The following is a 14,303-nucleotide window of genomic DNA, read 5'->3' as shown; positions in this document are numbered from 1 at the left end:
AGGGCCTGGGCACGCTGGTCGGCTTCGGCGGCTGGGACGCGATGGGTCAGGCGTGGAAGGGCCTGGCGCAGCTCGCCACCGGTCTGGCGCTGACGTCGATCCCGGGTGTGGGCACGCTGTTCTGGGCGCTGCCCGACGACAAGCTGCCTTCCTGGATCCGTGATTCGCGTACGGCGATGAAGGAGACGGGCAAGGCGCTGGTGGCGTGGGACCAGTGGGGCAAGAATCCCGCCCGCGCGGCCGGTGCGGTCACCTTCAACGTGCTGACGACCGTCTTCACCGGCGGTGCGGGCGCCGGCGTGGCGGGTGCGGGCAAGGCGGGCGCGGTCGCGAGGGTCCTGGGCACCACGGCGAAGGTCATCGACCCGATGACGTACATCGCCAAGGGCGCCGGCGCGGGCCTGTCGAAGATCGGCGACATCGCCACCAGCCTCAAGGGCGTCGGCACCATCGACATCCCCACCCTCCCGGACGGCTCCGTCCAGCTGCCCGACGGCCGTCTGATGGACCCGAACGGCAACCTCGTCGCGCCGAACGGCGTCATCGACACGACGCCGGTCCCGCACGAGACCGGGCAGGCGGTCCCGCACGGTACGGCCACGCCGACGCTTCCGGCCCACTGGACGCTCCAGGGCCAGCAGCCCGTGTACGCGGGCGACGGCATGGCACACACGGTCGACAATGCCGGGCACCACAACTACCCCGCGTCCCACAATGCCCCCGCCGGGCAGTTCGGACCGCCGCCCACGTCGACGCCGTACGGTCACGTGCCCTCGCCGTCCGCCTACGACCACGCGCCGTCGCCGTCGGCGTACGACCAGACGCCGACCACCGCGCCGCACACCGGCGGGCAGCACCCCGGTGGGACGCCCTGGTACCACCAGACGACGGGTACGAACCCGGTGCACGACGTCCCGCACACCGGCGGCCCCGATGTCCCCGGCCCCGGGGGCCACACCCCGGACACCCCGCACGCCCCGGCCCACGACCTGCCGGGAAGCGATCACGCCGACGACGCTTCGCACGGCGCCGGTCACACGGACGACATGGCGTACACCGGCGACCACGTGGACCTCGACCCCACGGGCCTCGGGGACGACGTCGTGGACGCCGCCGCACACCACGGCACCGACGCTCCGGTCCCCCCGGGGCATCAGGGCACGGATGTGCCGGGCAGCGGGGCCGGGGAGCCGTTCGAGTACAAGCCGACCGTGTCGACTGCGGAGTTCGACGCCCTCAGCGATGCCCAGAAGCACGCGGTGGCCGAGGCCGAACTGGCGCGCGGAACGAACCCCGCTCCCAGCGTCAGCAACGCGGCAGGACTGGCCTACGGCAACGCATACTGGGACGAGTTCATGAGGGGCCTCGATCCCGAGACGCGCAGTGGGGTTGTCACCTACACCGGTTCCGCCTACGACCCGATCAACAACCATCTCCGCTTCGGCACGGACGTACCCCAGCGCATCCTCGACACCATCAGGAACATGGACGAGATCATGGATGCCCGTCCGGTGCCCGAAGACATCATGGTCGTCCGCGGCACCGGGGTCGACCATGTCAAGGTCAACGGACTCCCGATCGAGTCACCGCTCGACATGATCGGCGGGACGTTCGACGACAAGGCGTTCACCTCGACGGCGCTCGGCAAGACACCGCCGCCCCCCTTCGATCAGAAGCCTGTATGGATGCACCTGCGGGTGCCGAAGGACACCCCCGCCCTTTGGCTTGAGCCCATCACACAGGTCAAGGGAGAGCGCGAGCTGCTCCTCGCCAAGGGCTCCGAGTACAAGGTGACGCGAGTCTTTTACGACGAGGCACACGGCAAGTGGCACATCTACGGAGAGGTGCTGCCGAGGCCGAAGCCGTAGCCTCGTTGGGGATCAGGCAAAGTCAAGGGAACGTGGACTTATGAGCAGCGAACGACCGATCAACCCGCGCTTCGACGATGACGTGCACTTCAACCTCGTCACGCCGGGTCCGTCGAGGTACCAGACCCGGACCGACAAGCCGGTGCGGTACCTCACAGTGGTCGACAAGGAGGGTGGCGCGGTCCTCGGGTATGTCTGGGCGAACGACGAGGACGACGCCGCCGCCTGGGTACCGCGCGCGGCCGCAGGGGGCCGGGCGCTGGCCGAGGGTGGTCACTGGCATGCTCGGCTGGAGGAGGCCAAGGGGCGGGGCATCCCGCCGTCCCAGGCCCTCGCGGAGATCCTGTCCAACCCGGAGGGCAACCGCGGCCGGGCCCTGCCGGGCTCCCTCACCGACGCCCCGAACGCCGACGCGGTCAAGGCGCTCGCCAAAGGTGAGTAGGGAGCGACCGATCAACCCGCGTTTGGACGATGGCCTGCGGTTCGTGGACAGGCCCGCCGCACGACCTATCTCCGTGGAGGTACTGGCCGACGAGGCCTGAGGCGTATGTCCAGTCCCCTGCACTACGTCGCCATCACCGCCACCGACGGTGAACTCGTCGGCTACCTCTGGGCCGACGCCACCGTCGTTGACCTGGTGCACCGCTCGGCGAGCAGCAGCCGTGCCTACGACGCGGGCACGGAGTGGTGGCGGCGGGCGGATGATGCCCGCAAGCGGGGTCTCGCCCCGGTCGGCGTCCTCACCCTGCTCAGCCGTGAACCCGGCGTCGGCCCCGTCACCGAAGCCCGTGACCTCGCCGCGATCGAGGAACTCGCCCGTGTCGTCACCCCGGAGGACGACCGGCGTCTGCTCGATCAGCTCGACCGTGACAACGCGGGGGCCTGGCACGAGCTCGCCGAGGCCTTCGACGCGCTGACGGACGAGGACCGGGACATCACATGGGGTGGCGGGCAGAAGCAGGCGAACGGCGTGTACCACGTGGCCTTCCCGCTCTACAGCCGGCCGCTGGAGCGCGCCGTCGCCGCACTGTCCGGCGTCGGTGCCGTCACCCCGGAGCACCGATGGGTCGACAGCCCGATGCCGCAACCGTCGCCGGACGGGCGGCTGTCCGCGGCCGACGCGGTGCGTGCCGCGACGACGATCGTGCGGGGGGAGCGCTTTTCCGACGGGACGATCGCCGCCGCCGTGCAGGACGGCCTCCTGGACGCCGTCGTCGCCGCCCTCCGTGCCTGGTACGCGGAGCAGGCGCACCACGACGAGCGCCCCCTCCTCATGTGCAGATACTGCGGAGGTTCCCCCGCCGCCGACGTCACCTTCCGTGCCCACCGCGGGCTCGTCGTTCTCATGGGGTTCAAGAAGGCGGACGGGCCCATGTGCATGACCTGTGGCCTGGCCGTGTACCGCGCCTACACCACGCACACCCTCTGCGTCGGCTGGTGGAGCCCTCTTTCGCTGTTCGTCTTCGCGCCGTTGGCGCTGGTCCGCAACGTCCTCGCCGTGCGCCGGGTGAAGCGGCTGCCCGCCCCGGGGCCGGGGACGCTCGGCCCGCGGTACGACCCCGGCGTGCCCGTACACCGCCGGCCCCGCGCGTACGTCGCCCTCGTCCCGGCCCTGTGGCTGCTCTTCATGGTCGTGACGGGGCTGTCGGGAGGGGTGTGAGAAGCCGCGAGGGGCCGCCGTACCCCGGCTGTACGCGTGGCGCGTCCATGTCTTATGTTGCGGAAGCGAAGTCAGGGGGATCCGCATGCCGCAGGAGATGAGTCTCACCGAGGTCGAGGCCGTCGCCCGCACCGCGCACGCCGGGCAGACGGACAAGGCCGGGAGGCCGTACGCCGAGCACCTGGCGGCCGTCGCCGAGGGAGTGCGCGCCCGGGGCGGGGAGGACGACCTCGTCGCCGCCGCCTGGCTGCACGACGCCGTCGAGGACGGTGCCCTGAGTGAGGAGTGGCTGGCCGGTGCCGCGCTGGCGCAGCGCACCAAGGACGTCGTACGGGCCGTGACCAAGCGGGAGGGGGAGGATCCGGAAGCGTACGCACGCCGGATTCTCGCCACGCCGGGCGCCCGGCTCGTCAAGGCCGCGGACCTCGCGCACAACGCCGACCCGGACCGCCTCGCCGTGCTCGACGAGCACACGGCCCGGCGGCTTACCCACAAGTACGCCCGTATGCGCGGCCTCCTCGGCCTCACCCCCGACGACTGACGGCCCGCACGGACCGGCAGGCGACGAAAGAACGTCCGGCGCGCAGGGCATGACGCATCACGCATCACGCACCACGCACCACGCACCACGCACGACGCACGACGCACGACGACGATTTCTACGGCACGGGACGACGACTGAATGGCACGGGACTACGACAGCCAACTGCTGGAGTCGGTGGCGGTGCGCCGGCGCCGGATGCGCGACGCGCTGCTGTTCGGCGCGCAGCGTGCCCGGCGCACGGCCGACGAGCGGCTCGGCAAGATCTTCGCGGGTATCGCCATCGCGGCCGTGCTGTGCGCCGGCTGCATCGGCTGGTCCTTCGTCCAGTCCACTCTCGCCAAGCAGCGGGCGGAGCAGGAGAAGCAGCGCCAGCAGCAGGAACAGATGTACAACCCGTCGCCCGGCAAGTCCGCCGACGGCGGCGGCGACGGTGGGGAGAAGCGGTGAACGCGGTGTGTCCGGCCGACGTGAGCACGTCGGCCGGCGCCGATGGCCGAAACGACGCGATGATAGGTTGCGGTGAGTGGTGAGCACATCAACGACGTCCCGGACCCAGCTGAGCCGGGTCACCCTGGTCGGTGAACGCCGGCGCGCCGACATCGTTCTGCCCTCGGACACACCGATCGGCCAACTGCTCCCCGACATCTTGCAGTTGCTGGACGACCGGGCCGCCACCCGGCCGACCACACGGCAACTCATCAGCACCGACGGCTCGGTGCTCCCGCACGAGGCCACGCTCTCCTCGGCCGAGGTCCCGGACGGCGCCGTACTGCGCCTGGTGCGCGCCCACGCGGCGCCGCCCGCGCCGGTCGTGCACGACGTCACCGACCAGGTCGCCGACGACCTCGACCTGCGCGCCTGGCGCTGGCGTCCGGCCGCGCGCCGGGTCAGCGCCGGTGTGGCGACCTTCGCCTTCGCCGTGGCCGCGGCGGTGCTGGCCCGCCGGGAGTTCGGGCCGGATTCCGTCGCGACGGCGCTGCTCGCCGTGACCGCGGTCTTCCTGATCGCCGGTGCGGTGGTGGCGAAGACCGGCGGCGGCAACCAGGGGCTCGCCACCGCGCTGCTGCTCGCCTCCGGCGGGCTCGGCGTGCTCGCCGCCTGGACCACGGCCGACGCCTACGACTGGCCCGGCACCGCCCGGCTGGCCGGTGTCGTCGCCGCGCTGGTGCTCACCCTCGTCCTGCTCGCCTTCTTCTCGCCGCTCGGCCGCGGCGGACTGATCGGGGCGGGGGCGGCCGCCGGCATCACACTCGTGTGGGAGGCCGTGGCCGCGGTGCAGGACCGGCCGGAGCGGCTCGGTGCCGTCATGGCGGTGTTCTCCGTGGTGCTGCTCGGGCTGCTGCCCCGGCTCGCGCTGATGGCCTCGGGCCTCACCGGTCTCGACGACCGTCGTTCCTCGGGCACCTCGGTCAGCCGGCACGAGGTCGGCAACGCGCTCGCCGCCACCCATCGCGGCCTCGCCCTCGCCACCGTGGTCACCGCGGCCTCGGCCGCCGCCGGCGGCTGGCTGCTGACCACCGGCGAGGACCCGGCCGTCTGGTCGGTGGTCCTGGCCTCGCTCACCGCGGTCGTCCTGCTGTCCCGGGCGCGGGCCTTCCCGTTGGTCGCCGAGGTCGTGGCGCTGTTCGGGGCGGCGGCGCTGCTCGTCGTACGGCTCGCGGTGCTGTGGCTGGACCATGCCGGCGGTGCCGGTGCGCTCGTTCTGCTGGGCGCTGCGGCACTGCTGCCGCTGCTGGTCCTCGCGATCGAGCCGCCGGAGCACGTCCGGGTGCGGCTGCGGCGGCTGGCCGACCTGATCGAGTCCCTGGGTGTGATCGGGCTCTTCCCGCTCGCCGTCGGGGTGTTCGGCATCTACGGGCAACTGCTCAACAAGTTCTGAGGCTTCGAATACCAGGCGCCGAGGCGCGTCGCTCCGGGCGGGACGACGAGGCCGGAGCGTCGCGGGAGGGAAAGGGCGACATGCCGAGCGGGGACAACTGGCAGGGCGACGTGCTGCGCGACCTGAGGGCCGGCGCGGCCGGACAGCCTGCCGCGCAGCCGGGCGCCCGGCCGGGGCAGCGGCCGGGCGGTCAGTCCGGCGCGCAGCCGGAGCACGACCGGCCGCACCAGGAGCAGCAGCCGCAGCAGGCGGCAGGGCAGCCGGGGCCGCAGCAGGTTCCCCCGCAGGGCGCCGACCCGGCCTACGGCTACCCCCAGCAGCCCCAGCAGCCCGGCGCCGGTTACGGCTACCCGCACGGCCCGCAGCCGGCCACCCCCGAGGTGCCGCAGCAACAGGCCCCCTACGGCTACCCGCACGGCCCGCAGCCGGCCACCCCCGAGGTGCCGCAGCAACAGGCCCCCTACGGCTACCCGCAGCAGGGCCACGCCGACCCGGGCCCCCAGCACGCCCAGGCCCAGCCCTACGCCGACCAGCACCAGCCCCAGCCGCAGGCCGCCCCCCACCCCCGGCCCGCACCCGCCCGCCGCACCCCGGCGTCCCGCGCCACGCCCGACTCCCGTCCGGCCGTGGACAAGCGGATCGCCGGCACCGGGCTCAAGCCCCGCCGCGGGGAGCCGTTCGCCGCCCGCGCCCTGCGCGCCGTACGCCGTACCGTCTCCTCCTCCGCCGCGCGCGAGGTCGCCGAGACGACCGCCACCGCCGAGGTGCTCCAGCAGGCCGTCACCACCGGCCGGCAGATCGCCGTGACGTCCATCCGCGGCGGCTCCGGCAAGACGACGGTCGCCGCCCTGCTCGGCACCACCTACGCCCACTACCGGCAGGACCCGGTCCTCGTCGTCGAGGCCGACCCGGCGCTCGGCTCGCTGCCGCTGCGGCTCGGCGCGGAGAACCTGCGCTGGACCACCGGCGACCTCGCCGACGTCGTCGAGCCGCAGATGTCGCTGCTCGACGTCACCGGCTACCTCGTCCAACTACCCGACAACGCATGGCTGCTGCCGGGCAGTCAGGGCCAGGTCGGCGCCATGCTCGACACCAAGGCCTACGAACGCGTCATGGTGTCGCTGCGCCGCTACTTCGGGGTGACCGTCGTCGACTGCGAGACGCTGCCCGCCGAGGTGGCCCGTACCGCGCTGTCGGCCGCCCAGGCGCGGGTGCTGACCGTCCCCGCCACGCTGGAGGGCGTCGCCAGCACGCACGCCGTGCTCCAGTGGATGCGGGGGCTGCCCCGGGACATCACCACCTCGACGGTCGTCGTGCTCACCGAGACGGTGCCGCACGCCGGCGTCGACCTGGACAAGGCCGCCGAACCGCTGAGGGCGACCGGCGCGAGCGTACGGATCCTGCCGTACGACCGGCATCTCGCGGCGGGCGGCGCCATCCGCACCGACCTGCTCGCGCGGGCCACCCGGCAGGCTGCCGCCGGCCTCGCCGCGGAGGTCTTCCAGCTGTCCCAGAAGCGCCGTTGAGCTCCCCGGAAGGGAACCCGCAGAGGCACCGACGATGAGCACCCGACTGATCCACCGCCCGGCCCGGACGACCCGTCCCCCGGCCGCCCCCGCGTCGCGCACCATAGAGGCACCGCCCAACCTGCCCGACGGCAAGACGGGTTCGATCGCGACCTCGCTGCTGCCCGTCGCCGGTGTGATGTCGTCCGTCGTGATGATGACCGTCGTGCGCAACAGCCAGTTCGCGGCGCTGGGCGCGATCATCCTCGTCGTCACCATCATCGGCTCGCTGATCCTGGTGTTCTCCCAGCGCGGCAAGGCCCAGCGCACCCGCCGCACCCAGCGCGAGGCCTACCTCGCCTACCTGGAGGACCTGCGGGAGGAGCTGTCCACGGAGGAGCGTGAACGCCGGGAACGCGCCCAGGTGCTCAACCCGCCGCCGGACGCCCTGTACGACATCGTGCGCGACCCCGCCCGGCTGTGGGAACGGCGCCGCATGGACGGCGACTTCCTGCGCGTGCGCGTCGGCACCGGCGAGATGCCCGTCCGCGACCTGAAGGTCGGCGACCAGGGCTCCTCCGTGCTCACCCCGCCCGACCAGTTCATGCTGAACGAGGCCTCCGCGCTGGTCTCCCGCTTCGGCACCGGCACCGAACTGCCGCTCACCGTCCCGCTCGACCGGGCCGGCAACGTCAGCGTCATCGGCCGCCGCGAGGACACCCTCCGGGTCGCCCGCGCCCTGCTGGCGCAGGCCGCCGCCACCCACGCACCCGACGACGTGGCGATGGCGCTGGCCGCGCCCGGCGACCGGGTCGCCGACTGGGAGTGGGCCAAGTGGCTGCCGCACCTGCTCGACGGTGAGCAGTTCGACGGGCCCGTCGCGGCCCGCCGCATCGCACCCTCGGTGCCCCAGCTGGCCCGGCAGATCGGCCCCGAGCTGCGCCGCCGCGCCTCCTACGCGGCCGAGGTGCGGCGCGGCCTGTCCGGCCGGGACGCACTCGCCATGTCCTCCCGGCTGATCGTCGTCGCCGACGCGCACGGCGACGACGCCGTGGACCTGCCCCGCCCCGACGACGCGGTCGGCCTGCGCGACATGGGCGTCAGCGTGCTCCATCTGCTCGACGAGCGGGTGCAGGAACCCGGCAGTGTCGGCGTCCGCATCACCGTCGACGGCGAACGCGTCGTCATCGAGGACCTGCGCGAGAGCGAGCCGATCAGCGCCCACGGCACCGTCGACGAGGTCGGCACCGCCTTCGCCGAGGGCCTCGCCCGGATGCTGGCCCCGCTCAGGCTGTCCGCCGACTCCATGGGCGCCGACGCCCCGCTGACCGGCCCGGTCGACTTCGCCGAGCTGCTCGGCATCGACGACGTGGCCCGCCTGGAACTGGACCGGCTGTGGGCGCCGCGCGGCGAACGGGCGTTCCTGCGCGTGCCGATCGGCGTCAGCGACTCCCGCGAGCCCGTCCTGCTCGACCTGAAGGAGTCCTCCGAGCTGGGCATGGGCCCGCACGGCCTGTGCGTCGGCGCCACCGGCTCCGGCAAGTCCGAGCTGCTGCGCACCCTCGTGCTCGCGCTGGTCGCCACCCACCCGCCGGAGGACCTCGCCCTCGTCCTCGTCGACTACAAGGGTGGTGCCACCTTCGCCCCCTTCGCCGGCCTGCCGCACGTGGCCGGCGTCATCACCAACCTGGAGAACCAGGCGGGCCTCGTCGAGCGCGTCCACTCCTCCCTGGCGGGCGAGGTCAAGCGCCGTCAGCAGGTGCTCAAGAACGCCGGCAACGTCGCCGACATCGGCCACTACGCCGCGCTGCGCGCCGAGAAGCGCCCCGACCTGGAGCCGCTGCCCCATCTGTTCGTGGTCATCGACGAGTTCGGCGAACTGCTCACCGCCAAGCCCGACTTCATCGACCTGTTCCTGTCCATCGGCCGCATCGGCCGCTCCATCGGCGTGCACCTGCTGCTGTCCAGCCAGCGCATCGAGGGCGGCAAGCTCAAGGGCCTGGACACCTACCTGTCGTACCGGCTGGGCCTGCGCACCTTCTCCGCCGACGAGTCCCGCACCGTGCTGGACACCACGGACGCCTTCCACCTGCCCCCGCTGCCCGGCTTCGGCTACCTCAAGGTCGACACCAGCCACTACGAGCGGTTCAAGGCCAGCTACGTCTCCGGCGGCTACACCGGCCCCGTGCAGCGCGAGACCGAGGACACCGGCCCGCTCGCCCTGCCCTACGACGCCTACAACTCGCTCGGCGAGGAGTCCGCCACCGCTCCCGTCGAGCAGCCGCAGATGCGGCGCCGGGAGACCGGGCCCACCGAGATGGGCGTGATGATCGAGCAGCTCGAAGGCGCCGGTGCCCGGCCTGTGCGGCAGATCTGGCTGCCCCCGCTGCCCGCCGCCGTCACCCTCGACAAGGTCGCCGGCCCCGTCGAGGTCGGCCCGCGCGGCATGCAGCTGGCCAAGCGGAGCGGACCGCTGCGGGTGCCGCTCGGCGTGCTCGACGACCCCACCAAGCAGTGGCAGGGCCAGTGGTACCTGGACCTCACGCTGGCCGGCGGCCACGCGGCCGTCATCGGCGGCCCGCAGTCCGGCAAGACGACACTGCTGCGCACCCTCGCCCTGTCCCTGGCGCTGACGCACACCCCCCAGGAGGTCGGCGTCTACGGCCTCGACCTGGTCGGCGGCGGCCTCCAGGCACTGTCCGGGCTGCCGCACGTCGGCGGCATCGCCGGCCGCGCCGACCGGGAGCGGGCCGCCCGCACCATCGACTCGGTGCGGGCCATGCTCGACCAGCGGGAGGAACTCTTCCGCATCCACTCCATCGACTCGCTCGAACAGCTGCGCACGCTGCGCGCCGCGGGCCGGGTCACCGAGCTGGCCTCCACGGAGATCGTGCTGCTCATCGACGGCTTCGGCGCGCTGCGCGACGACTTCGAGGAACTGGACGACGCGGTCGCCGACATCCTCAAGCGGGGCAGCGGCTACGGCATCCACGTCGTCGCCGGCATGCTCCGCTGGAACGACGTGCGCATCGCCACCCAGTCCCAGTTCGGCACCCGCGTCGAGCTGCGCCTGAACGACCCCAGCGAGTCCAGCATCGAGCGCAAGCTCGCCCAGACCCTCTCCCCGGAGGAGAAGGGCCGCGTCCTCACCGACGGCAAGCTGTTCGCGCAGATCGCGCTGCCCCGCACCGACGGCCTCGCCGACACCGCCGACCTCGGCGCCGTCCTGGAGCGCACCTCCCGCACGGTCCGCGCCACCTGGACCGGCGAGGTGGCCCAGCCGGTGCGCGTGCTGCCGCACCTCCTGGAACCGCAGGCGCTGCCGACCCCGGCCGCCGAGCCGCGCCGCGTCCCCATCGGCCTGGACCAGACCCAGCTCGCCCCGGTCCTGCTCGACCTCTTCCAGCACGACCAGCACATGCTGATCATGGGCGACAGCGAGTGCGGCAAGACCAACCTGCTCAAGGTGATCGTCCAGGGCCTGATCGAGCGCCATGGCGACGACGAGCTCGTCTTCGGCGTCTTCGACCCGCGCCGCGGCCTGCGCGGCGTCGTCCCCGAGGAGTACCGGGGCGGCTACGCCTACAACGCCAAGCTCTGCGCGGGCCTCGCCGCCGGGATCGCCTCCGAACTGGAGAAGCGGCTGCCCGACGAGAGTGCCGACGGCGCCGATCTGGAGCCGGGCAGCTTCTCCGGCCCGCGGATCGTGATCCTCGTCGACGACTACGACGTCCTGACCACCGCCGGCCAGCAGCCTCTGGCGCCCTTCGTGCCGTACATTCCCTCCGCCGTCGACATCGGCCTGCACTTCGTCCTCACCCGGCGTGTCGCGGGCGCCTCCCGCGGCCTGTACGAGCCGATGCTGCAGAGCCTGCGCGAGTCCGGCGCCTCGGCGCTGGTGATGGCCGGCGACCGCAGCGAGGGCCAGCTCTTCCCCGGCGTCTACGCGAGCCAGCAGCCGCCGGGACGCGGCACCCTGCTGCGCCGGGGCGAGCCCACCCGGCTCATCCAGACCGTCTACGCGGGGACCAGGTGAACCCATGACCAAGGACGTCATCGCCCTCACCCAGAAGATGCCCGACCCGCTGAGCGTCCTCGCGGGCCTGCTCTCCGGCGGCCCCGACAAGCTCGTGGGCGCCGAGGGCGACGGAGCCGTGGTGCGCCTGTGCGACGAACAGGGCCGCCCGCTCGTCTCCGTCGAGGCACCCCTGCTCGTGCAGGTCCGGGGCGAGGCCCAGCGGCTGCTGGGGGCGCGTGAGCCGGAGACGCCGTACTGGTGGACCGAGGCCCGCGCGACCACCGGCGTGAAGGAGGCCGAGGAGCTCGCCGGCACGTTCGCCGCCCGGCTGGCCACACTCGTCGGCGGCACCGCCTGGCCGCGTGAGGCGGCCCGGTCGATGGCCGTGGTCAAGACGGACGGCGTCAGCGTCGTGCCGGCCCCGGCAGCCGCCCAGCCCGCCGTGGACGTCCTCACCGACAAGGTCGCCGTCGTCATCCAGGACCGCCCGGTCGTGGCGATGACGGCCTGGCTCGCGGACGCCTTCCGCGCCGCCGCCGAGGGCGGACGCGGCCTTCAGATCGTCACCCCCGCCGGCACCCGCATGTCCCCCGCGGTCCGAGGCGCCCTGCCGGGCTGGCCCTCGCGCTGGGTGGTGCAGGACGAGCGGGACGGCTACTACGACGGCCTCTCCGGCGCCGTACTGCGCTGGGACAACGGCCTCTTCGTGACCGTCGAGTCCCCGGAGGCGACCCCCGAGGACCCGCGCACGCCGGTCGCCCGCACCTTCGGCGAGGACATCGCCGACACCGGTGAACGCCAGCTCGCCATCTCCTTCCGCACCGTGCACCCGGCGGACGACCGCCTCGTGCTCGGCGGCGCGGTGGAGGCCGTATGGCGGGAGATCACCGGCGAGCCACCGGCCGGCTGGGGCACCGAGGAGCCCGCCAACCTGCCCTGGTCGCTACGGCAGCTGACCGACGTGGCCTACGAGCGGACCCCCGAGCCGACCTGGTTCGTGGTCGTCGGCACGCCCGAACGCCCGGGCCTGGCGACGGTGCGCGTCACCCGGACCAAGGCCGGCGTGGAGGAGGACGTCACCATGGCGTTCGGCTACGGCCCGGCCGAGCAGATGCCCTCCGACGCCGTGCCCGCCGCGGCCGAGGCCCTCGCCACCCGGCACGACCTGCAGTCCATGCTGGTGCAGATCCGCCGGGCCCGCCGTGACCTGTCCGTACCGCCCCGCTTCGAGGGCCCGGGCGTGCCGTACGCCTTCGTCCTGGGCGCCGAGGAGGTCCGCACGATGCCCGGCGACCGGGCCCGGCGCACACCGCTGGCCGAGGCCCCGCGCGAACTCGGCCCGCGCACCCGCCCCGCGCTGTACTACCCGCTGCCCGGCGATCCCGCGGACCTCTCGGGCTGGCAGGACTTCGAGCGCCTCGTGCGGCACCTGAAGGGCGCGTCCTGAACCCCGTGGGCTGCTCGGGCTCCTGAGCACAGGGCCGGGTCACCACCGCGCGTACAGCGGCAGGCGTCCCGGCCCGCGTCCTCATCCCACCGGGGACTTCTCCCGGCCCTTCGCCGTGAGGCCGGCCGGGGGCTTCCCCGAGGCCTCGCGCGCCGCCTTCTCCCGCTCCCGCGCCCCCTGGGCCGCGTCCTGCCGGAACGCCCACTCCATCCTCGGCTCCATCGTGAACCGGAACGCCCGCTGTACCGGCCCGGTGCACAGCAGTGTGACGGCGACCGCCGCGAGGGCGCTGACGAGGAGCTGGCCGGACGGCCGGTGCAGCCAGTCGGGCTCGAACCAGCCGCGGTAGTCACCGGCCTTCACCAGGAACCCGTGCAGCAGGTAGCCGTACAGCGTGCCCGCGCCCAGCGCCGTGAACCACAGGTGCCGGCCGGGCACCCAGGCGAAGAAGCAGGCGGTCAGCACCAGCGAGCAGCCGAACATCGCGAGCACCATCACCGGACCCGTCCACCATGGCGCGCCCATCTGCTGTGCCGCGTCCCGGTGGAAGAACCAGGCGGTGTCCATCCGCGCCACCGTCCACCAGCCGACCGCGAGAGCCATCGCGAACACCGGCACGGCCAGGATCCGCACCGACCGTCGGCGCACCATCTGGAAGTGCTCCGGCTTCATGCACAGGCCCAGCACGAAGTACGGCAGGAACTGGAGCACCCGCTGCAGGTCCAGGTCTTCGCCGATCGACGGGGAGACGGACGCCAGCATGGCGATGCCGAGGGCGATCGGAAGCGGTCGACGCACCAGCTTCCAGACGGGGGTGGTGAGTCGCCAGATGAACAGCGCGACAAGGAACCAGGTCAGATACCAGGGGTCCAGCAGACTGATGTCCTGACCCGGATCATCCGCGACCGCACGCTGGAAGAGCGAATAGGCCGTCTCGAAGATGACGTACGGCACGGCGAGGCCGGTGATCAGTCTCTTCAGCCGGTCGGGGCGCATGTCGAAACCGCGTGAGAAGTAACCGGAGATGATGATGAACGCCGGCATGTGGAACGCGTACACGACGCGGTACACGCCCTCCAGGATCCGGCTGTCCCCCTTCAGCGGCTCCCAAGCGTGCGCCACCGCCACCAGGACGATCGCCAGGTACTTGGCGTTGTCGAAGAAGGCATCGCGCTGTTTGACCTGTGCCTGAAACATCTGAGGCACCCTAGCCCGCCCGTAGGGTCCCGTAAAACTCTCGACGTCATTCCAGGTTTAGCTGTCCGTCACCCTCGTTCAGGTGCTGAGAAACCTCGGATAGACGGGAAAACGGGCAATTGGACATAGGTGCGTGCGTGTTGTGTGCGCCGTTGTGTGGGTGTGGAAACGATCAGGTTGAATTA

10 protein-coding genes are annotated in these 14,303 nt (G+C 72.6%); 9 read left to right on the top strand and 1 reads right to left on the bottom strand.

The window, feature by feature from the left end; translation table 11 throughout:
• From ACIHCM_RS04050 to ACIHCM_RS04010, 9 genes are all read left to right on the top strand, one after another.
• A partial coding sequence (locus ACIHCM_RS04050) for an ADP-ribosyltransferase (protein WP_399888642.1) occupies positions 1-1,868 on the top strand: 1,868 nt, incomplete at its 5' end.
• Between the two features lie 40 nt (positions 1,869-1,908).
• Entirely contained in the window at positions 1,909-2,310 is a 402-nt protein-coding gene (locus ACIHCM_RS04045) for a hypothetical protein (protein WP_399888640.1), read from the top strand.
• A gap of 105 nt (positions 2,311-2,415) precedes the next feature.
• Positions 2,416-3,528, top strand: a complete 1,113-nt coding sequence (locus ACIHCM_RS04040) for a DUF6508 domain-containing protein (RefSeq protein ID WP_399888637.1) — start codon at positions 2,416-2,418, stop codon at positions 3,526-3,528.
• An 85-nt stretch (positions 3,529-3,613) separates the two neighbouring features.
• Positions 3,614-4,069, top strand: coding sequence for an HD domain-containing protein (locus ACIHCM_RS04035; RefSeq protein ID WP_399888634.1), 456 nt, complete (start codon positions 3,614-3,616; stop codon positions 4,067-4,069).
• 141 nt (positions 4,070-4,210) lie between these two features.
• Positions 4,211-4,519 (top strand): hypothetical protein, encoded by a 309-nt coding sequence (locus ACIHCM_RS04030; protein WP_399888632.1) that lies wholly within the window; start codon positions 4,211-4,213, stop codon positions 4,517-4,519.
• 76 nt (positions 4,520-4,595) lie between these two features.
• Positions 4,596-5,951 carry a type VII secretion integral membrane protein EccD gene (eccD, locus tag ACIHCM_RS04025; protein ID WP_399888629.1) on the top strand — a complete coding sequence of 452 codons (1,356 nt, stop codon included), beginning with the start codon at positions 4,596-4,598 and terminating at the stop codon, positions 5,949-5,951.
• Between the two features lie 80 nt (positions 5,952-6,031).
• The gene (locus ACIHCM_RS04020) at positions 6,032-7,477 is read left to right on the top strand and encodes a hypothetical protein (RefSeq protein WP_399888627.1); all 1,446 of its coding nucleotides are present in this window, start codon (positions 6,032-6,034) and stop codon (positions 7,475-7,477) included.
• 34 nt (positions 7,478-7,511) lie between these two features.
• Positions 7,512-11,492 (top strand): type VII secretion protein EccCa, encoded by a 3,981-nt coding sequence (gene eccCa, locus ACIHCM_RS04015; protein WP_399888624.1) that lies wholly within the window; start codon positions 7,512-7,514, stop codon positions 11,490-11,492.
• A 4-nt stretch (positions 11,493-11,496) separates the two neighbouring features.
• Positions 11,497-12,921 carry a DUF6177 family protein gene (locus ACIHCM_RS04010; protein WP_399888621.1) on the top strand — a complete coding sequence of 475 codons (1,425 nt, stop codon included), beginning with the start codon at positions 11,497-11,499 and terminating at the stop codon, positions 12,919-12,921.
• Positions 12,922-13,002: 81 nt separating this feature from the next.
• On the opposite strand, the gene ACIHCM_RS04005 is transcribed toward ACIHCM_RS04010, so the two are convergent.
• A complete protein-coding gene (locus ACIHCM_RS04005) occupies positions 13,003-14,118 on the bottom strand; it encodes an acyltransferase family protein (RefSeq protein WP_399888618.1) in 1,116 nt (371 codons plus the stop codon).
• Between the last annotated feature and the right edge of the window lie 185 nt (positions 14,119-14,303).

Origin of the sequence: Streptomyces sp. NPDC052023 (assembly GCF_044548465.1) — a bacterium.
Classification (GTDB): domain Bacteria; phylum Actinomycetota; class Actinomycetes; order Streptomycetales; family Streptomycetaceae; genus Streptomyces.
This window is presented reverse-complemented; position numbering and strand designations above follow the sequence as displayed.

Bases quoted from the DNA above. Each gene is read 5' to 3' on its own strand.
- ACIHCM_RS04035 (WP_399888634.1), top strand. From the start codon at position 3,614: ATGCCGCAGGAGATGAGTCTCACCGAGGTCGAGGCCGTCGCCCGCACC.
- ACIHCM_RS04045 (WP_399888640.1), top strand. From the start codon at position 1,909: ATGAGCAGCGAACGACCGATCAACCCGCGCTTCGACGATGACGTGCAC.
- ACIHCM_RS04010 (WP_399888621.1), top strand. From the start codon at position 11,497: ATGACCAAGGACGTCATCGCCCTCACCCAGAAGATGCCCGACCCGCTG.
- ACIHCM_RS04040 (WP_399888637.1), top strand. From the start codon at position 2,416: ATGTCCAGTCCCCTGCACTACGTCGCCATCACCGCCACCGACGGTGAA.
- ACIHCM_RS04005 (WP_399888618.1), bottom strand. From the start codon at position 14,118: ATGTTTCAGGCACAGGTCAAACAGCGCGATGCCTTCTTCGACAACGCC.
- ACIHCM_RS04030 (WP_399888632.1), top strand. From the start codon at position 4,211: ATGGCACGGGACTACGACAGCCAACTGCTGGAGTCGGTGGCGGTGCGC.
- eccCa (WP_399888624.1), top strand. From the start codon at position 7,512: ATGAGCACCCGACTGATCCACCGCCCGGCCCGGACGACCCGTCCCCCG.
- ACIHCM_RS04020 (WP_399888627.1), top strand. From the start codon at position 6,032: ATGCCGAGCGGGGACAACTGGCAGGGCGACGTGCTGCGCGACCTGAGG.